This window comes from Nostoc sp. CmiVER01 (assembly GCF_034531135.2).
Taxonomy (GTDB): Bacteria; Cyanobacteriota; Cyanobacteriia; order Cyanobacteriales; family Nostocaceae; genus Nostoc.
The window spans coordinates 334,882-358,205 of sequence record NZ_JAVRBU020000009.1 but is presented as its reverse complement, the minus strand read 5'-3'; the positions used below and the strand labels follow the sequence as shown (position 1 = coordinate 358,205).

Sequence of the window (23,324 nt, the reverse complement as noted above, 5' to 3'; positions counted from 1 at the left end):
TTTAGTTATTACCCATTTTGTATATTACGAAACTTCTTTGATAAAAGAACCATCAACTATCTTCAAAATAGCTCATGCGAACTGCAATATCTGAAATTTTGCTGTCGTGAGTGACCATTATTAAACTTTGGGCAAATAAAAAGTGTTAGCGTAAATTTGTGCCAATAACTAAAAGTATCCTTAGATAAGCGCCCATATCTTCAGTAACCCGGCGTATTTATCTCTAAATGGCTGGTTTTTGGACTCCAACTTACTTAGATGCATATTTGAACATCGTTGCCAAAATTCCTGAGGTTTATTTGGTGATTGGTGGTAGTGGCTCTCAAGAGAAGCAATTCGTCAGCATGCCACTAAGTCAAAAGCAAGTATCACCGTATCGGGTAAATCAGAGGGAATCGAACTTTTATAATTTTTACGTAGTACTAAAATATTAATTTTAGTTATATTCAACCGATAATATACTTAAAAATTCAGTACCAGTTATTTTATACAAGCGAAATATTACTGTGATTTCGTGAAGGCATCTATATATATAAAGAATTCATTTCAGAGAATTTACGGTAACAAAAACTAAAGCGATCGCGGTACTTTTATTTTAATAAACCTTACATCCTCAGCTTAAAAAACTCAGAAAGGATGACAGATAGAGGATGTAGAAGCCGTAACTCCTATTCTGTACTAGCCCAACGCTAGTACACTAAACCTCTGACAAACGCTGAACATTTTTTTCTTTAGAGTATCAAAAACTACTTTCTAAGCCTCTGCGCGTCTACAGGGGTCTTAGCCTCAAAACCTCTTTTTTCGTTTCGCACTTTGGTGCACTTTGGGCTTTGGTGAAGACTTGTGCAGTGTATAAGTTTTTATGATGGAATTTTTAAATAATTTTTTTTCTACTAGCCAGTTTATTCCCCACGGACATTGCTACCTCTGGAAACCAGGATTGGTATGGTTGCATCTCGTTTCAGATGTGTTAACTGGACTTGCTTATTATTCAATTCCAGTAATGTTGGTTTATTTTGTCCGTAAACGGCGAGATGTGCCTTTCGGCTGGATGTTCTTGATGTTTGGCATATTTATCGTTGCTTGTGGCACAACCCATTTAATGGATGTGTGGACACTTTGGTATCCTACCTATTGGCTATCAGGGTTAATTAAAGCTATCACCGCTTTTATCTCAGTATTGACAGCCATAGAACTTCTGCCATTAATACCCCAGGCATTGGCTCTACCGAGTCCTGTCCAACTAGAGGCTACAAACTACCAACTAGCAAGGGAAATTACTGAACGCATACGGACTGAGGAGGTATTAAAGGAAAGCGAACAACGTTGGCAATTAGCTTTGCGCGGCAATAATGATGGAATTTGGGACTGGAATGTTAAAACCAACGAAGTTTTCTTTTCACCTCGTTGGAAGGAAATGCTCGGTTACGAAAACGAGGAAATTTCTAACCATTTAGATGAAAGGGTGACACGAGTGCATCCAGACGATCTTGACTTGGTAACACAAGCAGTTCAAGACCATTTTGCTCAGAAAACGCCCTTTTACGCTACCGAGTATCGAGTTTTATGTAAAAACGGTACTTACAAATGGATTTTAGATCGAGGTCAAGCACTCTGGGATAAAGATGGTAACGTAGTGCGGATGACAGGTACACAAAAAGATATTACTGAGCGTAAACAAGCAGAGGAGACACTAAGTAACCTGTTGGAGGAACTAGAAATCAAGGTTGAGGAACGGACAACAGAGTTAACAATAATCAACCAATCACTACAGGCAGAAATTACTGAGCGCCAGCGAATAGAACAAGCATTACGAGAAAGCGAACAGCGATTTCGTGCTACATTCCATCAAGCTGCTGTTGGCATCGCCCATGTAGCAATAGATGGAAGGTGGTTGTTAGTTAATCAGAAGCTTTGCAATATTCTCGGTTATACATCTGAAGAACTACAGTTGCTAACTTTCCAAGATATTACTCATCCAGATGATCTTGATGCCGACCTGAAATATGTTGATCAGATTTTAGCAGATAATATTCAAACTTATGCCATAGAAAAGCGCTATTTCCGCAAAGATAGCTCCATTGTTTGGGTTAATCTCACTGTATCTTTAATGCGCGAACCTAGTGGGGAGCCAAAGTATTTTATTTCTGTGGTCGAAGATATTAGCGAACGGCAAGCCGCACTGCGCGATCGCCAGCAGTGGGAGGAGCAAATTCAAGCTTCACTCTTAGAAAAAGAGGTGTTATTAAAAGAAATTTACCATCGGGTCAAAAATAATTTACAGGTTATTTCTAGTCTGTTAAGCTTGCAATCTGCTTATATCAAACATCCAGACGATTTAGTAATATTTAAACAAAGCCAACAGCGAATTGCATCAATGGCTTTAGTTCACGAAAAATTATATCAGTCTCAAGACTTGGCAAAAATTAATTTTGGTGAATATATTCAAGATTTAGTAGCAAGTTTATTTAGTGCTTATGAAGTCAATGGAGATGCGATCGCTCTGAGAGTAAATATCGATGAGCAAGTATTTCTCGGCTTAGATACAGCAATTCCTTGTAGTTTGATTATCCATGAACTTGTATCTAATTCTTTAAAATATGCATTTCCAGCAGGTAGAAATGGTACGATTTATATTGGAATGAGCGAAAATACTGAGCATGAGATTACACTTATCGTTAGTGATGATGGAATTGGTTTACCATCAAATTTCAATTTTAAAAATATGGCATCTTTAGGCTGGCAGTTAGTAGATGCTTTAGCCAATCAAATTGCAGGTAATATCGATATCCAAGGTGCTAACGGGGTAGAGTGCCAAGTGAAATTTACAATATAAAATGACTAATGACAAAAGCAAAAATTTTAGTTGTAGAAGATGAAGCTATTGTTGCTAAAGATTTGCAACATCGACTGATAAAATTCGGTTACACGGTTCCTGCTATAGCTTCTTCAGGAGAAGAAGCTATTAATAAAGCAGTGGAAATATCCCCTGATTTAGTACTAATGGATATTAAACTAAAAGGATCGATGGACGGAATAGAAGCTGCCGAAGAAATCTATAAACGTTTGGATATTCCAGTAATTTATTTGACTGCTTATGCAGATGAAAACACATTAAGCCGAGCTAAAATAACTGAGCCTTTTGCTTACCTAATCAAACCTTTTAAAGAGAGAGAACTACAAATAAATATTGAAATTACTCTGACTAAACATGGTTTGGAAAAGCAATTAAAGGTAAATAAAAAATGGCTAGATGCACTTTTAAAAAGTATCAGTGATGGTGTAATTGCTAGCGACATGCAAGAATTGGTAACTTTTATGAATCCGGTTGCTGAAAATCTAACCGGATGGAAACAGGAAGAAGCTTGTGGTAGAAATTCATCAGAGATATTTAATATTGCTAATGCAGAAACTCATGACTATATTGAAAGTCCGATTGGAAAAGTCCTTCAAAATGGTACTATCATCAGTATCCCAGCAGAAACTATTCTGATTACTAAAGACGGTAGACAAATACCGATTGATGACAGTGCTGCACCAATAAAAGATGATCGAGATAATATTACAGGTGCAGTATTAGTTTTTCGAGATGTTACTGAGCGCAAACGAGCAATTGAAGCGCGTAAAAAACAAATTGAGCAAGAGCAACTTCTGGTGCAATGGGAAGAGATAAATCGACTCAAAAATGAGTTTTTGAATTTAGTTTCCCATGAACTGCGATCGCCTCTGAGTAATATAAAGTTAATGATTCAAATGATCCAATTATCTCCTGTTACTGAAGAAGCCCAACACTATCTAGAACTAATGGAAGGTGAGTGCGATCGCGAGCTAGGATTAATTAACGATCTACTAGACTTACAAAGGCTAGAAAGCTCATCCTATACGGTGATGACACCTGATTCCTTGATCTTACAACAGTTATTACCTTGGGTTATTGAGCCATTTAAAATCCGTGTTCAAGAACATCAGCAAACTCTACAGATAAATCTCCCTTCAAATCTCCCACCATTGTTCTCAGATGGCATTAGCTTGGAACGAATTTTAGTAGAATTGGTTAATAATGCTTGTAAATATACCCCTGCGGGTGGTGAAATTGTCCTAAGTGTACGTCACAATTCCTTGGAAGTGCCTGCAAAAACTATTATTACTATCAGTAATTCAGTAGAAATTTCTGTAACAGAGTTACCACGAATCTTTGAAAAATTTTATCGCACTCCCAATGCAGACATCTGGAATCAAGGTGGATCGGGATTAGGTTTAGCTATAGTACAGAAATTAGTCGAACAACTGCAAGGAAACATTCAACTAGAAAGCAATAATGGATGGACAACATTTACTGTGACATTAACTGATTTATAGGTTTTTAGCTTCTATTAAAATTTTTACAATATATAGCTAAAAGCATACATCTATACGTCTATACGTCTATAAAACCATTTATGTGTCATAAAAATTCTAGTAGATAGTATGAGATAATTAATCCAAATTATTAAATTCAGAAAAATGTCATTAGATATATCTTCCACACCTCAAGGGTTTAGTGCATTTATTACTAATTTAGGAATACGAGATTTAACTGATGATTTTGTATTTATTAAATCATCAGTTCCTTGTGTTGCTGATGGAGTCTTTACTCAAAGTCTTTTTGCTGGGCCAAGCGTGACTATTAGCCGTAATAATTTAAAAGATTCACAAGCACAAGGAATTGTTGTTATATCTAAGAATGCAAATGTCGCTAATGGTTCTGTTGGCATCGCTGATGCCCAAGAGGTTCTGCAATTAGTTGCAACTGAAACTGGAATTGCTACACATAATATTGTGATAGCTTCTACAGGTGTAATTGGCAGACGTTACCCAATTGAAAAAATCCGGGCAGGTTTATTAGGATTGGGCAAAAAACTGACTAATGCTGATTTTGATGCCGCAGCCCGTGGTATTATGACCACCGATACAGTACCAAAATTAGCAACACGGCAAATAGGCAATGCCAAGCTGGTAGGAATTGCCAAAGGTGTTGGTATGATTGAGCCTAATATGGCTACCCTCTTAACTTTCTTTTTTACTGACGCGGCAATTTCTGCAAATAGCCTTCGTTCTATTTTTCGCTCTACTATAGATAAAACCTTTAACTGCTTGAGTGTAGACACTGACACTTCTACTAGTGACTCTGCTGTGATTTTAGCTAATGGAATAGCCGGTGAAGTTTCAGAAGCAGATTTTGCCAGTGCATTGCAAGAAGTTGCACAAGAATTGGTGCTGAAAATTGCCAGAGATGCAGAAGGCGCTACCAAAATTATTGAGGTAACTGTAGATTCAGCGATTAATTATGCACAAGCCAAAACAGTAGCTAAAGCAATTGTGAATTCACCATTAGTCAAAACCGCCGTTTATGGAGCAGATCCGAATTGGGGACGAGTTGCTATGGCTATAGGCAAATGTGAAAATGAACAGCAAATAAATCCAGAACGAGTTGTTATTAGTTTTGATAACGTGAAAGTTTATCCTAATAGCTTAACTGATGAAAATCTGGAACAGTTGCGGCAAATAATGTCCCAAAATAACGTAAAAATTCATGTTAGCCTCAATATTGGTGACGCCTCTGCAACTGTATGGGGTTGCGATCTTTCTGAGGGCTATATAGAAATTAATGGCAAATATTCAACTTGATTAACTAGAAAAGACGCGAAATTTTGCGTCTTCACATAGGTTGATACTACGGTTAATCGGAATCCAGCACGCCAGCAGTTTTGTAGGGTGTCTTATGCCGTAAGTAACGCACCATCCTATATTTTCGGTGCATTATGGACATTAGCCCTAACGCATCCTAACAAATTCAAGCCTGGATGAGGTTTTCCTACTTGTGTGGGTAGCCCAGCCAGCAATGAGAGAAATGGCATCAGTCAAAATGCGCTTATGTGCCTTATCTCATGCAATTCTAGGGTGATGGCATTAGTCCTCATCTAAAGATGGATAAATGGCGCAAGTACATTAAGAACTAATTGCTTTGTCAAAAAAGTTGACACAAGTAGTCGTTATGTATTATAGTATATTACATAAAGAATGAGTTAGATTAAAAAGGTTTCCTAGCCAGTACAGGGCGGTAAAAATAAAATTACCATTTGTACTCAATTAGTTAATATTACGAGAAAAATTTTTCAAAATCTCATACTTAACCTTAAATAACTCGATTAACGCTACATAACTAATAAATATGGATTTTGACTATTTTAGAAGTAATGAAGGCACTCCGACAAATAATACCCGACAAAGCTTGCTTGCTAGTGGTTGGCGACCGTTTAACCGAGAATTAGACTGGGAGTTTTTGTGGCAACTGTTGTATAGTGACTCCCGCGAATTAACTCAAAAAAGTTTGAATTTAGTGAGTAATGTTGCTGATGTTTTGGGACGAAATAATTATGCTTGGTGGGCTAACTTATTAAATGTTGTATCTGAAAATACTCGCTACGAAGTCGAAAAGTTTTGGAATTACATCACGCCAGATCCTCAATCACCAGATCATCGATATAAAGATGTTTTGAGTACGGAAACGCCTATCGTTCAATTCGTTAGTCGTAGTAGCATTCCCATTGATTATGTTCTTAATCGACTACAAGAAATTACTGTATTACGAGTTTTAGGAGTGTTAGGTAATCCTGACATTATTACCCAATATTACTCAGAAAGAGATTTTTATTTTCCTGTTGATAAATTTGTTAGCTGGGAACGCTTAGACGTTATCAATACTGTTTATGCTTACTGGTCGAAGTATGACGTTTGGTTACAAATTGATCCCTACGATCGCGGGCGACGACAATATAGTTTAATGGCGAAAAATCTTGCGCCATTAATTAACAAAGCAACTTACGACTTAGCAGTGATGCTGAGTGGATATCAAAGTCGTGTAGGCAAGGTTCACAGTCAATTTAACATTCGCACATTTCCAGCAGATATCCAAAACTTTACTGATTCTGTACAACAAGCGATTCTGAATCAAAACCAGTTAGCAGTCGTTGTACATGGGCAACCAGGTACTGGTAAAACAGTCTGGACACAAGCAGTAGCAAAAGAAATTCTTGTACCTTTGGGATATGTAATTTTTATTTTAGATCATGATGCGATCGCTAACTTTGTGCCACCGACTTACATAGAGCGTATATGTATTGTTATTAACGAAGCTGATAATCTAGCGCAAAATCGTGCTTCTGAGGTAGCGCAGTACAATAACAAAACCGAACACATTCTGAGTTTGCTAGATGGCACTTTATATCAGAGTGTAATTGATGAGTCTGGTATTCAGATGCAGCAACGCTTAGTTGTGTTGATGACTTGTAACACTACTGAAAGATTAGACCCAGCCATGTTACGTAAGGGCAGGGTAGATTTAATATATGAGTTTACGCAACTATTTATTTGAATTTGAAGTTTCAGCAGTTTTGCCAAAGTTTTACCTGTTTTTGGGATACGAGTTGATGCTCTTTGCGCCAAGCTTGGGGAGGTAAACCGTGATGCTGGCGAAACTGGCGGGAGAAATGAGACACATCCTGATAGCCCAATGCTTTCGCTATCTTCTCGACTGTCTGATCGTTATTTTGAAGTAGAAAACGTGCTCCCGCCATCCGGCGTTTGACAATCCAACAGTTTACAGTCTCGCCTGTTTGCTTTGCTACTCTGTTAGTTAAATAAGCAGGTGAGTAACCAACAGCAACAGCCACATCACACAAAGTAATTCCTAGATGATAATTAGCTTCGATAAAGTCAAAAACTTCTTTTAATTGAGGAATGTAGGGAAAAATTGACTTGGGAGGGATCATGACTTCTGTATCAGGGGCTTCTCTACCAGAGGCTGACGCTCCTAATGTCGCTACCGCTTCGCTATTGCCGACACCTTCAGCGATCGCTGTGGTATTATCTGCAAATATTGATTGTGGAGCTTTTTCTAATTTCATAGCCCACCAGTATTGGAGAGTGGCTTGTTTTTGCAGGCGAATAGCGATCGCTCTTAGTAATTCGTCTAGTGTAGAGGGTTTGGTAAGATAGTCGTCTGCTCCCAATTCCATAGCTTTGCGAACATCTGCTTTGGTACTACTACCAGTCAGAAAAATGAAAGGAATAATTGCTGTAACAGGATCTTGGCGTAGCGTATTTAAAACGCTATAACCATCCATATCAGGCATTGTGATATCGCAAATTACTAAGTCGGGTATATGCTCTTGTGCTTGTTGGATACCAGCAAGGCCGTTGTCAGCACCTATCGTATCAAAACCTTTAGCCTCAAGACCCATTAAATAAAGATTGCGGGTAACGTTATCATCTTCAATAACGAGAATTTTCTTTGGTGATTCTTGCATAGCTTTGTATTACCATAACTGTTAACAGAAGCTGCTTACTATACTCTTTAGTGAGTATGTAAATAGGCGTGAGATTAATTATTTCGTTCCGAGAGTTATGATTGTTAAGCTGTTAATTAAGAATTATCTTAATTTCAACATTCACAACTCGGAACTGCTAAACTCTGATTTGATTAATGGCAACATCACAGTAAACGTAGTACCCACATCCACTTGACTTTCGACAAAGACTTGACCGTGATGTAAATCTACAAGGGTTTTAAGAATTGATAACCCTAATCCAGTACCAGGTATATGATCAATATTAGTCCCACGGTAAAATGGCTCAAATATTCGTTGTTGATCTGCTACTGAAATACCGATCCCCCTATCTTTGACCTGAAAAATTACTTTCTCATTTTTGCAAGAAAGTTTCAAATCGATTGCAATGTTCGAGGTAGAATACTTTATTGCATTGTCGAGTAAATTCTTCAAAATCGGCTCTAACAGTTTTTTATCTATGCAAGCTGTTAAAGAGTTATCTTGACTGACAAAATTAATCGGAATTTGGCTAACACTCATCTGCATTTGGGCAACTAAATCTTTACAAAACTCAACTAACTCAAGTGGTTTGGGTTCACAGTTTATTTTTGCTGCTTCTGCTTTAGAGAAGAACAAAATATCATCCATCATCTGGCTGAGTTGTTCGGTAGCTTTTTGAATGTGATCTAGTAATGGTTGTATTTTCTTTTGTGTACGTTTGTCTACTTCTTCCTTTAGTAAGCTATTAGAAAATGAAACAATATTTAGTGGTGTACGGAATTGATGGCAAACCATAGAAAGAAAACGCGCTCTCAGTTCGCTAAGTTGTTTGGCTTGTTCTAAAGCTTGGTTAAGACTTAATTCTGCATATTTGTAATCGGTAATATCGATGCCTGCAACCATTTCTACTGGTTTTCCACCAAAATCCAGCCCTCCATCTAGCATTGCAACCGCGCAAGCTAGCCAGCGCTCCGTACCGTTTTTTGTCAGAATACTCATCTCCTGATATTCAAAGTTAGTTGCTTCACCCTGCTTACGTATCTGCCTGCCTTTTTTGCTTTTAATCAGTCTGCGAATATCAAAGCCGGTTAGCAGTTCCTCTTTTGTGTAGCCAGTGAGTTGCTCTACTGCCGGATTTATGTAGCAAAGTCGCGTGCCTTGAATCAGAAAAGTGCTAACATCTGTTGTTTCTGCTAAAGTCCGAAATCTAGCTGCATTCAACCGTAATGCTTCTTCAGTCTGTTTCGATTCACTAATATCCCAAATACTCCAGACTCTACCAATAATTTTGTTATCGAGCCACTGAGGCTTAGAGTAGTGTGCAAAAACTCTTCCATCATTCAACTCCAGAATGTCGTAGCTCTCGAAATCAGATTGGCTAGACACTTCCCAAATCAGCCGACTAAAGGCTTGGGGATCTTTAAGTTGGTTTTCAAAAAAGGCTTTGCATCGAGGGCATTTCTTAGATAATATTAGGGACTCCGGGATCTGCCACATATCCACAAATTTCTGATTCAAGCTCAGAATATCTCCCTCAAAGTTAACTGCAACAATACCAATGGCAGTAGATTCGAGAGTAGAACGAAGCAAAGACAGAGATGTTTCTAGTTCTACTTCTTTTGCCTTGAGTTGAGAAAATTCCTGTTGCAAATTGTCTTTGGCATCCCTTAATTCATCAGTCCACTTTTGCACGCTCAGTTCTACTATTTCATCACTTATCTCACGAGCAAAAGCACAGCCAAATTCCATATCTTGTTGTTTGACATGGCTAATAGATATTTCTACCAGGAATATCCGACCTCTTTTTGTTCGGTAACGAGATTTAAAGGTAAGGGAATTTTGTGAGCTAATATCTGACCAATTGTGTAGAGCAAAATCCACATCTATATCATGCAGCCTCATGGAAAGTAATTCTTCACGAGAATACTCAGTCATCCGACAAGCGGCATCGTTGACGTAGAGAAACTGTGCGTTTTCTCCTAAACAGAAGGCAGCATCTACAGCGTGATTTATTAAAAAGTGAGCAAACTTCATCTCTACTTCTGGTTGTAGCACCCATTGATTATTTGCTCTAGCTAATGTAGAATCGCCAGAATTCATATTCCTACTTCCTCCTGGTAATCAATCAGTACCATAGCCATTAATGAGTTAATAGTCATAATTTACTAAAATCTTTGGCGCACCGTTAGGTTGTTCAAGAATAAGATTAGTTAGTAAATTAAAAAATATTACTAATCCTGTTAACAAAACTTATTATACCAATAAAAAGCGAATTATTAAACCAATCTTCGGTTAAAAAAAACTAAATATTTAAAATTTATTCCTGTCCCAAGCAGATTTTTATAGCAACGCAAAATATAGACGAATCAAATCAAGATTAGCCAATAAACTTTATTACATAAGAATTCAAAACTCCTAATGTATATAAGTAGAAAAAATAAATATTTTACATTTAAACTAGTCCTGCACCAGAGCCAAATTAACTTTATCGTTCACCAATCATGCGTTTTGACGAACTATTGGTGTCGAGTCGTTTAATTTTCAACATAAAGAGATTTGCACTGCTGGGCTTGGCTTAAATGAACAAATTTTATTGATCAACTTATTTTCTTAAATTATCTTAACCTACTCTCTCAGGGATTTAACTACAAATCGATATCTTTAGTCATCCGTCCTCAGGAATACATTTGTATTAGAGAGATCGCGGTTTTTTGCGTATTGTTTGTAGTTTTTAGTTATACATAAAACAAATGCATTGATAGTGTACGTATTTTAGGATAATATCATACATCATAAATCATCATTTTTATCAATAGCTCACCTATTTAGTATCTAGCCATCTCTCAAAAGAAAGATAACAGTTAAATAATTATGTATTTCTCGTTACAAAGAATTGCATCAATAAGTTGTTAGTGGCAATATAAAGGTTCGCCAAACTGTTGTAGTTAAGCTCATGCTTTAACTCGGATAGTTTGTAACGGCGAGTTGAAGAGTGAATAATCAAGCTTTTTTCTGGACTGTTGACAGCTTCGGGGTGAGGCTCCAAAACTAGGAATTACTCACAAAAAACGCCCAAAACCCTTTCAAAACATGACTTTTAAGGTTATTTCGCTTGGAGAAAGTCGTGTAGGGTAGGGGAAATCTAAAAGCGAAAGAATTGACAACTAAATCAAAAAATTTTCTATTGTACATTTGATAATGTGTATTTGCAGCGATGCCTATGGCGGGCTACGCCTACGCAGTTTTCAAAATGACTAAGTTGGAAATGTCACAATCACGATAAAAGCAAAAGAATTAACATTTTTATCAAAAGATTTTCCATTGCAAATAGGTGTTGATTATAGTAAGCATCGCAAATAAGCACCTCTGCAATCGGATAATTAATGAAGTCAGCGTTATTAAACTTAACTATATTGAGTTTTGTAAAGTTTATGAGAAGCGTTTGAATTAAGGTTATTTGCTAGTTTATAGACCTTTATATGGTTTAGTTTTTCCCCACCAACCTACTTAAGCACTGTAGTCATCATAGTAAAAACGAAAGATTTGACACCCTCATCAAAGAATATTTGATTGCACAACAGTCTTTATGTCCCTTATTCTGGTGACAAGAAGCACAGTATTGATTGCTGTATGCTTTCGGTAAAAGTTTTTGGTAATGCGCTCACAAGCATCAATCAGCAGCGATTAACCGTTTCTATGAACGACCAAGCTAGGTCATAGCTGTAAAAGCAACAGAGTCGTTTGTATCAAATATTTCTATCCCTGTGATTGTAAACTAGAAAGCCTTTGTGTAATTTTATGTAACTGCGTGAAACTAATGAGTCAAAACTATACTGGTTCAAACTCTCCTCTAATCACTACTGAGCCATACAAAGAATATCCAGCAAACAGATATGTAGAATCTGTGTCTGACGTTTCTCGTCAGGTTGATAAATCGGAGGATAACAACGAAATTCAGCCTTTCTTAAATGACGAAACACCCGCAGCGCTCTCAGTTGCCGATGCGATCGCTCAGATGCTGGTAAATTTGGGAGTAAGCAACGCCTTTGGTGTCGCAGGTGGGGCGATGGCAAGCCTTTGGGGGGCGCTATCAAATAGCAACATCGACGTGTTGAACTTCCGCCATGAATCAGGAGCAGCATTTGCAGCAACCGAAGCATACTTTGCCAATAATCGCCCTGCTGTAGTTTTTACCACAGCAGGGCCGGGGATCACTAATGCTCTCACCGGATTATTTGCGGCTCGTGGTGAAGGTGCAAAGGTGATTTTGTTGTCGGCTTGCACCTCAGCACCGCAGCGTGGACGTTGGGCAATTCAAGAAACCAGCACTTACACATTGCCCAGTGGGGGAATTTTTACCCCAGGAGCCTTATTCAACTATGCAATCACTATTGAATCTGCGGCTCAACTACCGCAGATTTTCCGCAAACTTGCTTTAGCTATGGCGCAACCAGGCGGATTTGTTGCCCATTTGAGCGTCCCTACCGCAGTGCAGACAAGTTTAGTTGATGAGAATATATCCTTGCCTCAACTAGATGTTACTCCATTTGGGATGACTGCTTCTAAAGAAGCGATCGCGAAATCTGTAGAGTTATTATCATCTGGTCCCTTTGCCATCTGGGTTGGTTTCGGTGCGCGTGACGCAGCAGAGGAAATCCTTGAACTCGCTGAAAGAACGGGAGCAGCCGTTATGTGTTCACCTCGTGCTAAAGGTATCTTCCCGGAAGATCATCCCCAGTTTGTCGGTGTCACAGGTTTAGGCGGTCATGCTTCCGTCTTAACTTATATGGAACAACAACCTCCACTACGCACACTCGTATTAGGAACTCGCCTTGGTGAACCGACTTCCTTCTGGAGTTCGGCGCTAGTTCCAAAAGAAGGTTTTATCCATGTAGATATTGATCCTGAAGTGCCAGGTGTAGCCTATCCCCACGTTGAAACTTTCGCAGTTCGGTCTGATATCAAAGCTTTTGTGGAAGAGTTATTGCAGCAATTACCAGATGCTCCTGATTCCACAATGCCACTACCTCGTCCACAACCCAAAGCAATTGAACCTGCACCAGAGGTAGATTATCCAGTGCGGCCAGAAGTATTGATGGCAGCAATTCAAAAGATGATTGTTGAAGATACCGATGCCATAGTCATGGCGGAGTGTGGTAACTCCTTTACTTGGTCAACTCATCTATTGCAATTTTCCGAAGCCAATCGTTACCGAGTCAGCACCGGAGTTGGCGCAATGGGTCACGCCGTCACCGGAGTATTGGGTGCAGCATTGGCGAGCAAGAGCAAAGCTGTAGGTATTGTTGGCGATGGAGCAATGCTGATGAATAACGAAATCAGCACAGCTGTGAAATACAAAATTCCTGCAATCTGGATTGTACTCAACGATGCGCGTTACAACATGTGCCATCAAGGGATGAAAATCTTGGGATTAAAAGGCGCAGATGCAACACTTCCACCAACAAACTTCGCCATGATTGCTCGTGGTATGGGAGCAGAAGCGCTTGTAGTCGTCAGAGAGTCAGAGATCGAAGCAGCATTACAACAAGCGATCGCATCAAACGTTCCCTTTCTGCTCGATGTCGTGATTGATGCTGATCGACCAGCACCCTCTGGTGCACGTAATAAAAGTTTAGCAGCACAAGGAGTCAAATCAAATTCGGCTAAAAATCCAGCCAAGCAAATCTCATTTCCAATGGTTTAAAAGTTAAACCTGACAATTTCTTTCAATTGTTATAGACACGAAAACATCTCAATAAAGTAGACTTTCCAATCCATTTTGGATTAGTCCATTTAGTAAAAGACATAAGGATGAATCTAGAAATGGCAAAGACTTCAATTCCAGCTAAAAAACTATACCCAATCAACTGGAAATTTTGCTTTTTAAACCTTAAGTCTTTTCTTAACTTCATCCAATATTAATATTCGAGAATGTTTTTGTGTCTATATCTTTACATTTTGTAATGCAAATTACTTTCTCTAACCAATACCAAACAATATCGAGAGGTGAAAATGCTGTTATTTGAAACTGTTAGAGAAATGGGTCACGAACAAGTTCTCTTTTGTCATGGTAAGAATCCTGAAATTAAAGCGATTATTGCTATCCATGACACGACCTTGGGTCCAGCGATGGGAGCTACAAGAATTTTACCTTATCTTAACGAAGAAGCTGCTTTAAAAGATGCGCTTCGTCTGAGTCGTGGGATGACATATAAAGCCGCCTGTGCCAACATTCCGGCTGGTGGCGGAAAAGCAGTTATTATTGCTAATCCTGAAAATAAAACAGATGATCTCTTAAGAGCTTACGGACGTTTTGTTGATAGTCTAAATGGGCGTTTTATTACCGGACAAGATGTTAATATTACCCCTGACGATGTACGGACAATCAGTCAAGAAACTAAACATGTTGTTGGGGTATCAGAAAAATCTGGCGGCCCTGCTCCCATAACATCACTAGGAGTTTTTCTCGGAATTAAAGCTGCTGTAGAGTCGCGTTGGCAAAGCAAAAGACTTGATGGCATGAAAGTTGCAGTTCAAGGTCTTGGAAATGTAGGTAAAAATCTCTGTCGGCACTTACATGAGCATGATGTCAAGCTTTTTGTAAGTGATGTAGATCCAGTAAAAGCAGAAGAAGTAAAACGGCTTTTTGGCGCAACTATTGTAGAACCCGCCGAGATTTACTCTCTTGATGTAGATATCTTTTCTCCTTGCGCTTTAGGAGGAATTCTTAATAGTCATACAATTCCTTTCTTAAAAGCTTCTATTATTGCTGGTGCAGCGAATAATCAGTTAGAGAATGAGCAACTACATAGTCAAATGCTTGCCAAAAAAGGGATTATTTATAGCCCTGACTATGTAATTAATGCTGGAGGGCTAATCAACGTTTACAACGAAATGATTGGCTATGACGAAGATAAAGCTTTTAAGCAAGTGCATAACATTTATGACACCCTACTAGCAATTTTTAATATTTCTAAAGAGCAGGGAATTACTACCAACGATGCTGCTAAACGATTAGCAGAAGACCGGATTCAGAGCGGTAAGCGAAACAAGACTAAAGCAGCGATCGCAGCTTAATTATTATCTTAAGGAGTAATAAGTGGAAAAGAATACCTTTGCAACATCAGCTTATATTGCTACTTCACCAGAGAGCGCCTTTGAGTATCTTTGTAGTTTAAAGAACTTAGACGAATGGACGCTTTATAGCCGGATGAAAGAGCAAATTGACGAAGATACCTGGCTTGGAACTGCGTCTGGTTATCACAAAAACCTCTATTATCATGTTAAGAAATTAGAAAATCCGCTTTTCTACGGTATTGAGTGGCATTGTGGATTAGAGTATCAGAAATATTTTCAGGTTTACCCTGTTTTGTTATTTCCCACTGACTACATTGAGCCGGGAACAGATGAAAAAGGTGTATACTTCCATTGGTTGAGCTTTGTCGATCCCAAACGACAAACTCAGATGATTATGCAGGGAATTCACACGGTACATACTTCCGAGTGTCGTTCTCTCAAAGGTAATTTGGAACGCAAAGCTGGTCTAACCTCAGCAGCCAAAGGTCGCTACTTTATCGATACAGATACCATCTATGTTGATGCCCCAATTGAAATCGGCATTGAATACTTAAAAGACCTACGGAACATAGATGAGTGGGCACATTTACTGCGCCCAAATGGTGATATTACTTCTGAATCAGGTGAATTCAAAGATGAATATGACCAGAAAGTAAAAGTTTCCGTCCGGGTTCATAGTCTGAGCAAATACTACTTACTAGAACAAGAACACTTTTATCCAGACTACGAATATTATCAGCGTTCTGTAGCGTTACTCATTCCAACCGCATACTCATTCGCTGACCCCGAAGCTTCAGGTTTCATCCTACATCGAATCACATTCTGGAAAACAGATGGAACCGTCACTCACGGCAAACTTCAAATTGAAGACTTTGGCGCTGAGAGCATGAACATCAAACGTTTACTAGAAGCCAAAGCTGGCAACCTCAAATCATTTGACCGAGGAATGAGCTACCTCCCAAAAACTCCAGAAGCACTAGTTACCAACTAAAATCTCAGCGTCCCTTTGCGTTCCTCTGCGTTGAAAATTCTTACCTCAATTCCCTGCAACACATGAAACTGAAACAACTTACCATTACCTTCCTCACTTTTTGTGTTGCCGCTTTTTCTGGAATCAAAGCTGCCTCAGCCGCATCCTTTTCAGTAATCGCCGACGGTCTATATAGCCCTGGAGGTCTAAGCTTTAGCCCTGATGGTAATCTCTATGTCACAGAGGCGGGAATAGGGGGAAGTGGAGGTTGTGTTCCACCGTCAAGCGGTCAAGGTGATTCATTATGCTATGGCAAAAGTGGGGCAGTTACCAAAATTGAGAATGGTAAAACCGAACGCATACTTACAGGACTTCCTTCCTTAGCATTACCAGATGGTACTGGAGCCGCCGGGCCTCGTGATATCAAATTTGATGCTCAAGGTAAACCTTATATTCTGATTGGGTATGGCGCTAATCCGACCTTTCGCGATCGCAATTTAGGTAACACAGACCTCGGTAAAATCATCGCTCCCGACTTTAACACCAATTCCTGGAAGAGTGTTGCCGATTTAGGTAACTATGAACTCGCCAACAATCCCGATGGTGGTGATGTCGATAGCAATCCTTTAGGTTTCCTGATAGATGGCAATAAATTAGTTGCAGTTGATGCCGGTGCAAATGACTTACTCAGCGTTAATACTGATGGTAGAAATCTGCAATCTATTACCGCATTCTCTAAAGATGTATTGACTAATCCAGTCTTTCCACCTTCTGGAACACCATCCAATGAACCAGCACAAGTGCCATCTGAAGGTGAAGTGGTGCGATCGCAGTTTGCAAGCCAAGCAGTACCTTCAAGTGTGGCAAAAGGCCCTGATGGCGCTTATTACATCAGCCAATTTACAGGTTTTCCATTCCCAGAAAATGGGGCAAAAATCTATCGAGTTGGTGCTGATGGCAAGCCAACAGTATATGCAGATGGCTTTACCCAACTGACAGACTTGGAATTTGATACCAAGGGCAATTTGTATGCTTTGCAGTACGCCAATCAGTCAGCTTGGAAGGGTGATTTTGATGGTTCTGTGATCAAAATAGCTCCCGATGGGACACGCACAACTCTTTTGAGTGGGGATGGATTAGAGTCGCCTAGCGCCTTGACTATTGGTGCTGATGGTGCGGTATACGTCACAAACCGAGGCGATCGCCCTGGAGATGGACAAGTTCTCAGAATTGAAAATATCAAATCTGTCCCTGAACCTAATTCTGCTTTCGGCGTATTAGCGATCGCTGCCTTTGGCGTTGGTTGCTTGCACAAAAAGAGAGCTATTAAACCTCCTATAAATGGAGCCGTGGCGCTCAAGTAAAGAGTTTCAAACCAATCCTGCCTTCCTCAAAGACTGCAATTCGTTGTCTTTAAAACCATAAAGTTTTCCACTTAACTTAATTCTCAATCTCTAAAGGTATGAAACTCAAGTCATTTGCTCTTACATCTCTTACATTTTGTTTTACTGCTATTTGTGGAACAGCATCTGCACAAGCTGCAAGCCTAACGCCAATTGTCGATGGAGTTAGTAATGCACGGGGTGTTAGCTTTGGCCCTGACGGCAGTCTCTACGTAGCAGAGCCAGGTATTGGAGGAAACGGAAATTGCCAACCATCTCCGAGTACCCTATTTCAGCCTATCTGTGCTGGTAATACTAGTTCACTGGTCAAAGTTGCACCAGATGGCACCAAACAGCGTCTATTTAATAACTTTGAGTCTCTAGCAGAACAACCTACTGGCAACCAAGGCGCTGGTATTGAAGATATACAATTTGATTCTCAAGGGAATGCTTATCTTCTGACTGGCTTTGCTGGTTATCCAGGAAACCGCGATTTAGCAACACTTAACCTTGGTTCTAAATCCACACTCCCACCACAGCAACTTGCAACTTTCCCGCCATCAACACCCGATAAAGTTTTAAATACTCCGCTTCTAGCACAACTGTACAAAGCTGACTTGAAGACGGGATCTCTGACCAGTATTTTTGACTTTGCTAAGAATGAAATCACCAAAAATCCAGACAAAGGGGATGTAGTTACCAATCCTTATGATCTGGCTATTAGTGGCGATAATGCTTATGTGGTTGACGGGGGCGGAAACACTGCTTACAAAATCAAGCTTGACGGAAGTAAGTCCGAGGCGATCGCAATTCCTAAAAATATTATTAGTAAGTCAGATTTGCCACCAGGATTACAATTACCTCCTGGGCTATTACAGGAGCTTCCAGGAGGAAAAATAGCAATTCAATCAGTACCCACAGGTGGCGCAATTGGCCCTGATGGAGCTTTATACGTTGGCGAATATACAGGTTTTCCTTATCCAGCAGGTAAATCACGGATTTTCCGCATTGGCGATGATCTCAAACCAGAAGTTTTTCTGGATGGATTTACGCACATCACAGACCTAACCTTTGATCAAAAAGGCGATTTGCTCGTCTTACAGTTTAGCGATAAGTCCCAGTTAGGGGGTGACATCACAAATCTACCTGGTTCTCTGATCCAAGTTGCTCCTGACGGCACTCGCACAACACTTGTTGCAGCAGGTCAAGGGCTAGATTCGGCTGATGGAATTGATGTTAGTTCTGATGGCAAGATTTATATTACCAATCGCGGTGTCGGCCCAGGACGAGGGGAGGTTGTTCGGGTAGATGGTCTTGTTCAAAAAGTCCCCGAACCTGGTTCAATAGTTGGCCTAATAGCACTTGCTAGTGTAGGCGCAACTGCTGCTTTCACCAAACGCAAACGCCAAGACAGGTCGGGTGAATTGCTACCCAAAGCAGAGATAGTCTAATTCCTCTTTACCTGGTATCAGGTACTTACAAAATAGGCTGCTGCCTCACACAGAAAGTTGCATTTCAAACAGGAGGCAGCAGCCCAAATCTTAGGGTTCCCGAACTAGGACTGGGAACAAAATTAGTCTAGGAAAGAGTATACACTCATACAACCAGGACTTCAAACTCATGGGATTAGTCAAAAATTTCTCAATCGGCATTCTTGGTACTGGGTTCATGGTGTTGGCAGCAGCAGCCCAAGCCAAGGCTGTAACATTAACTTACGACAGAAGTATCGGCGAACCAGGCTTCGGCCCTGGGCAACTGTTTGTTCCCCAAGGGATAGCGGTGGATAGCCAAGGGAATACTCTTATATCTAACGGACGCGGTGTTAACCCGGATGGTACTCCTAACTACAACCTCGGTGATAAAATTGAAAAATTTAGTCCAAGCGGTCAGTATATTGGAGCAATTGGCTCCGGCGGCAAAGGGCCTGGACAGTTTGACGAGCCAACAACTGTAGACTTTAATCCCGTAACAGGGGATTTGTATGCAGGTGATGTTTACAACAACCGCATCAATCAATTCGATTCTCAGGGTAACTTTATTAGATCCTTTGCAAATGGAGAATTTACCCCTCGTATAAATGATAGGCTTTTCTTTGGGCCATCTGGTGTAACATTTGACAAAACTGGCAATGTTTACGTTGGTGATTTTAACGGCGAAAGAATCCTTAAATTCACACCTGACGGAAAGCAAATTGGTGTGATTGGTGGCACTGTGGGCACTGGACTTGGAGAAACTCAAGGTGTAGCAGGTATCAGAATTTCCCCAGTCAGTGGAAATATCTTTCTAGCTGACCAGTATAACAACCGCGTTAAAGTACTCGATCCAAATGGAAAACCTCTGTACACATTTGGTTCAGCAGGTAGCGGGCCTGGACAACTTCTTCAGCCAATTGGCATTGAAGTGGACGACCAAGAGAATGTTTATGTAGCTGATTCTATCAACAGCCGTGTTCAGGTATTTGATAAAAACGGTAAATTCTTGACTTCTTACGGTAAACCAGCCCTAGATGCATCAGCCAATCCTGTACCGCCTCCAGCATTAACTGGCCCTCCTTTTGGCAATCCCCTCGACCTCACACCAGGCAGATTTAACTGGACGGGTGGCACAAGCCTCAAAGATGGCAAGCTGTATGTGGGTGATTTCTTCCAAGGTCGCGTCCAAGTGTTAAACGTAGAAGGCACAACTAAAGTACCTGAACCTAGTTCAGCATTGAGTTTAGCATTGCTCGGACTTGGAGCTGTTACCATCACATTGCGGAAACGTAGACAACAAAAGCCAGTCTTGAGTTTAGAGAAGTAACTGCAAAAACAGTGCTGAGTTCTGATGCTTGAGTAACAGTTTCGTCGGGTGCGTTAGCCAAGGGCATAACGCACCATCTCGATAAATTCGATACCGTATTCTCGGCGGTAACATACCCTACGAAAGTTTCTACGAAAATTTCAGGTTATTAAATCCGGAACAAGGGAGATAAAAACTGGATAACACTAATAAAGTCAATATTATTAAGGTGCTTTCAGGACATTAAGAGTTCATGCAAATTTTGATTTATTCATACAATTATCATCCAGAGCCAATTGGTATTGCACCTTTGATGACTGAACTAGCAGAAGGGCTGGTGAAGCGAGGGCATCAAGTACGGGTAATCACAGGTATGCCTAACTACCCTCAGCGTCAGATTTACGATCGCTATCGAGGTAAGCTATACGTTACTGAACATAAAAATGGTGTCAAAATTCAGCGTAGTTACCTGCGGATTAAGTCTAAACCTAACCTTGTAGACAGGCTACTGCTAGAGTTGAGCTTTGTTTTTACGAGCTTGCCACAAGCCCTTAAGGGCGAGCGACCTGATGTAATACTCTTAACAGTGCCGCCTTTACTAGTTTGTTTACCTGCAACCTTAATAGCTTGGCTATATAATTGCCCAGTAGTGCTGAATGTGCAAGATATCCTCCCGGAAGCTGCTGTGCGTGTTGGGCTAATTAAAAATAAGTTGATGATTCAAGCTCTGGAAGCTTTAGAAAAATTTGCCTACCGAACTGCACATACCATTAGCGTGATTGCCGATGGCTTTGTAGATAATTTAAAAAATAAAGGTGTACCTGCTAAGAAAATTGCCTGCATTCCAAATTGGGTGAATCTAAATTTTATTCGCCCTTTGCCGAAAGAAAATAACTCTTGGAGAGCTACCCATCAACTTGATGATAAATTTGTAGTGCTTTATTCAGGTAATATTGCTCTGACCCAAGGTTTAGAGACAGTAATCGAAGCAGCATCTCGGTTGCGTCATATTAATGATATTGTCTTTGCGATCGCAGGTGAATCTCAAGCTCTTGAAAGATTGCAAAAACATTGTCTTGCTTGTGGTGCAGATAACGTTTTGCTCTTACCATTGCAACCGCGAGAAGAACTCCCACAAATGTTAGCAGGCGCGGATGTGGGGTTGATTGTGCAAAAAAGCAATGTGATTTCTTTCAATATGCCTTCTAAAATACCACTGCTGTTAGCTAGTGGTCGCCCAATTGTTGCTTCAGTTCCCGCAACTGGGACTGCTGCCAAAGCTATCAAAGAAAGTGGTGGCGGTCTTATCGTTGAGCCAGAGTCAGCAAATGCTTTAGCAAGTGCGATATTAGATTTATATAAACAGCCGGAATTAGCAGCGCAATTAGGGCGCAAAGGAAGAAAGTTTGCAGTAGAAAACTATTCCTTTGAGCAAGCACTAGACCGTTATGAAGAGTTATTTTATGATGCGATCGCCAAAAAAGCAACAAATTTGGATCTCTTACCCGAATTGAGTTCTAAGGAATCACTTGTTGATCAAGACTTTTTGGTACATACCTTACCCCTTGTAGGCGAAAAAACTAATCATATCGGACTAATTAAAACCATGTCCCTTGTGCGCGTAGTCTCTCAAGGACAAATGACAAATGACAAATGACAAATGACAAATTCAGATCAGCTTAAAAAAACTGACCAAAGCTTGATCGCCCTACTTAGCGATCGCATATCATTATTAGCAGCATCAGAACAACCTTCTTTAGATAAACAACTGGCTGATGTAGCTCCTCTACTCGCCGAAGCTGGTATTCCTGAGTCTGTTTGGGCAAGTGTAGTAAATAGTTGCCATGCTACTCTGATTCCTAAAGCTGCAACAAATCATGTCAGTTCCCGACAAATTACTATCATCGGTGGACGCGGCAGGATGGGAAGATTATTTAAAGAGCAGCTTTCCCTAGTAGGTCACAATGTTAGCGTTCTCGAACATGAAGATTGGGAATACGCAGATAAATTGTTAAGTCAGGCAGAATTAGTATTAGTAAGCGTTCCTATTGAATATACAGTTGATGTTATCAAACGTGCAGCGAAATACCTTGGCTCCAATACAGCTTTGTGTGACATCACGAGCGTAAAAACTCAGCCAACTCAGGCGATGCTCGAACATCATTCCGGCCCAGTCATAGGTTTACATCCAATGTTTGGGCCAAATATCAAATCGTTTTTGGGACAAAAGGTGGTAGTGTGTCCAGGTCGGAATGATGAATCATTTCAATGGTTATTAGACTTTCTTAAAAGTAAAGGTGGAGAATTAATTTTTTGTACGCCTGAAGAACACGATCAAATGATGGTGATAATTCAAGCAACGCAGCATTTTTGTAGATTTAGTCTTGGTGTTTTCTTAGCACAATTAAAAGTCGATATAGAGCAGAGCTTAACAATGTCAACACCTAACTATCGTCAAGAAATTGATATTGTTAAACGTTTGTTTTCTCAAAATCCTAATTTATGTGTTGATATTATGCTAGCTACAGAAGAAAGGTGTAATGCAATTAGCTATTTGGCTAATACTTACAATCGCTTGGCGAAACTGGTAGCTAGGAAAGATAGAGACGCATTAATTAAGGAATTTGAAACTACTCAAAGATTTTTTGAAGAAAAAACCAATGCTTTTCTCCAGCCTTTAAATAAAACGGCTCTTCAACGAGATTTTAAGCCACAAATGCACACAAATATTAGCATTTAAATGACAAA

General features: G+C 39.9%; 14 protein-coding genes. 12 read left to right on the top strand and 2 right to left on the bottom strand.

Annotation, left to right across the window (positions count from 1 at the left end):
* Positions 1 to 862 precede the first annotated feature (862 nt).
* The 4 genes from RMZ43_RS17775 (at position 863) to RMZ43_RS17760 (ending at position 7,414) form a co-directional block, all read left to right on the top strand.
* On the top strand, positions 863 to 2,836 hold the full coding sequence (locus RMZ43_RS17775) for a sensor histidine kinase (RefSeq protein ID WP_416212453.1): 1,974 nt from the start codon (positions 863 to 865) through the stop codon (positions 2,834 to 2,836).
* An 8-nt stretch (positions 2,837 to 2,844) separates the two neighbouring features.
* On the top strand, positions 2,845 to 4,359 hold the full coding sequence (locus RMZ43_RS17770) for a hybrid sensor histidine kinase/response regulator (protein WP_322647355.1): 1,515 nt from the start codon (positions 2,845 to 2,847) through the stop codon (positions 4,357 to 4,359).
* Positions 4,360 to 4,503: 144 nt separating this feature from the next.
* The gene (gene argJ, locus RMZ43_RS17765; RefSeq protein ID WP_322647354.1) at positions 4,504 to 5,667 is read left to right on the top strand and encodes a bifunctional glutamate N-acetyltransferase/amino-acid acetyltransferase ArgJ; all 1,164 of its coding nucleotides are present in this window, start codon (positions 4,504 to 4,506) and stop codon (positions 5,665 to 5,667) included.
* Between the two features lie 544 nt (positions 5,668 to 6,211).
* The gene (locus RMZ43_RS17760) at positions 6,212 to 7,414 is read left to right on the top strand and encodes an AAA family ATPase (protein WP_322647353.1); all 1,203 of its coding nucleotides are present in this window, start codon (positions 6,212 to 6,214) and stop codon (positions 7,412 to 7,414) included.
* Positions 7,415 to 7,424: 10 nt separating this feature from the next.
* Here RMZ43_RS17760 and RMZ43_RS17755 read toward each other — a convergent pair whose 3' ends face one another.
* Positions 7,425 to 8,348 carry a response regulator transcription factor gene (locus tag RMZ43_RS17755; RefSeq protein WP_322647352.1) on the bottom strand — a complete coding sequence of 308 codons (924 nt, stop codon included), beginning with the start codon at positions 8,346 to 8,348 and terminating at the stop codon, positions 7,425 to 7,427.
* 141 nt (positions 8,349 to 8,489) lie between these two features.
* The gene (locus RMZ43_RS17750; RefSeq protein ID WP_322654431.1) at positions 8,490 to 10,469 is read right to left on the bottom strand and encodes a scytonemin biosynthesis sensor histidine kinase; all 1,980 of its coding nucleotides are present in this window, start codon (positions 10,467 to 10,469) and stop codon (positions 8,490 to 8,492) included.
* Between the two features lie 1,717 nt (positions 10,470 to 12,186).
* Between RMZ43_RS17750 and scyA the strand changes: the two genes are divergently transcribed.
* From scyA to tyrA, 8 genes are all read left to right on the top strand, one after another.
* On the top strand, positions 12,187 to 14,073 hold the full coding sequence (scyA, locus tag RMZ43_RS17745; protein WP_322647350.1) for a scytonemin biosynthesis protein ScyA: 1,887 nt from the start codon (positions 12,187 to 12,189) through the stop codon (positions 14,071 to 14,073).
* A 308-nt stretch (positions 14,074 to 14,381) separates the two neighbouring features.
* Positions 14,382 to 15,446, top strand: a complete 1,065-nt coding sequence (scyB, locus tag RMZ43_RS17740; protein WP_322647349.1) for a tryptophan dehydrogenase ScyB — start codon at positions 14,382 to 14,384, stop codon at positions 15,444 to 15,446.
* A gap of 22 nt (positions 15,447 to 15,468) precedes the next feature.
* Positions 15,469 to 16,437 (top strand): scytonemin biosynthesis cyclase/decarboxylase ScyC, encoded by a 969-nt coding sequence (gene scyC / locus RMZ43_RS17735; RefSeq protein ID WP_322647348.1) that lies wholly within the window; start codon positions 15,469 to 15,471, stop codon positions 16,435 to 16,437.
* 62 nt (positions 16,438 to 16,499) lie between these two features.
* Positions 16,500 to 17,780, top strand: a complete 1,281-nt coding sequence (locus RMZ43_RS17730) for a ScyD/ScyE family protein (RefSeq protein ID WP_322654432.1) — start codon at positions 16,500 to 16,502, stop codon at positions 17,778 to 17,780.
* A 98-nt stretch (positions 17,781 to 17,878) separates the two neighbouring features.
* On the top strand, positions 17,879 to 19,249 hold the full coding sequence (locus RMZ43_RS17725; protein ID WP_322654433.1) for a ScyD/ScyE family protein: 1,371 nt from the start codon (positions 17,879 to 17,881) through the stop codon (positions 19,247 to 19,249).
* Between the two features lie 169 nt (positions 19,250 to 19,418).
* On the top strand, positions 19,419 to 20,597 hold the full coding sequence (gene scyF, locus RMZ43_RS17720; RefSeq protein WP_322654434.1) for a scytonemin biosynthesis PEP-CTERM protein ScyF: 1,179 nt from the start codon (positions 19,419 to 19,421) through the stop codon (positions 20,595 to 20,597).
* 232 nt (positions 20,598 to 20,829) lie between these two features.
* A complete protein-coding gene (locus tag RMZ43_RS17715; protein ID WP_322654435.1) occupies positions 20,830 to 22,233 on the top strand; it encodes a glycosyltransferase family 4 protein in 1,404 nt (467 codons plus the stop codon).
* 3 nt (positions 22,234 to 22,236) lie between these two features.
* Positions 22,237 to 23,316: a bifunctional chorismate mutase/prephenate dehydrogenase gene (gene tyrA, locus RMZ43_RS17710; protein WP_322654436.1), complete on the top strand. Its 1,080-nt coding sequence runs from the start codon at positions 22,237 to 22,239 to the stop codon at positions 23,314 to 23,316.
* Positions 23,317 to 23,324: the final 8 nt, after the last annotated feature.

What these genes read in the sequence shown, in the direction of transcription:
- RMZ43_RS17730 (WP_322654432.1), top strand. Translation starts at nt 16,500, where the DNA reads ATGAAACTGAAACAACTTACCATTACCTTCCTCACTTTTTGTGTTGCC.
- RMZ43_RS17760 (WP_322647353.1), top strand. Translation starts at nt 6,212, where the DNA reads ATGGATTTTGACTATTTTAGAAGTAATGAAGGCACTCCGACAAATAAT.
- RMZ43_RS17770 (WP_322647355.1), top strand. Translation starts at nt 2,845, where the DNA reads ATGACAAAAGCAAAAATTTTAGTTGTAGAAGATGAAGCTATTGTTGCT.
- RMZ43_RS17750 (WP_322654431.1), bottom strand. Translation starts at nt 10,469, where the DNA reads ATGAATTCTGGCGATTCTACATTAGCTAGAGCAAATAATCAATGGGTG.
- scyA (WP_322647350.1), top strand. Translation starts at nt 12,187, where the DNA reads ATGAGTCAAAACTATACTGGTTCAAACTCTCCTCTAATCACTACTGAG.
- tyrA (WP_322654436.1), top strand. Translation starts at nt 22,237, where the DNA reads ATGACAAATTCAGATCAGCTTAAAAAAACTGACCAAAGCTTGATCGCC.
- argJ (WP_322647354.1), top strand. Translation starts at nt 4,504, where the DNA reads ATGTCATTAGATATATCTTCCACACCTCAAGGGTTTAGTGCATTTATT.
- RMZ43_RS17775 (WP_416212453.1), top strand. Translation starts at nt 863, where the DNA reads ATGATGGAATTTTTAAATAATTTTTTTTCTACTAGCCAGTTTATTCCC.
- RMZ43_RS17755 (WP_322647352.1), bottom strand. Translation starts at nt 8,348, where the DNA reads ATGCAAGAATCACCAAAGAAAATTCTCGTTATTGAAGATGATAACGTT.
- RMZ43_RS17725 (WP_322654433.1), top strand. Translation starts at nt 17,879, where the DNA reads ATGAAACTCAAGTCATTTGCTCTTACATCTCTTACATTTTGTTTTACT.
- scyB (WP_322647349.1), top strand. Translation starts at nt 14,382, where the DNA reads ATGCTGTTATTTGAAACTGTTAGAGAAATGGGTCACGAACAAGTTCTC.
- scyF (WP_322654434.1), top strand. Translation starts at nt 19,419, where the DNA reads ATGGGATTAGTCAAAAATTTCTCAATCGGCATTCTTGGTACTGGGTTC.
- RMZ43_RS17715 (WP_322654435.1), top strand. Translation starts at nt 20,830, where the DNA reads ATGCAAATTTTGATTTATTCATACAATTATCATCCAGAGCCAATTGGT.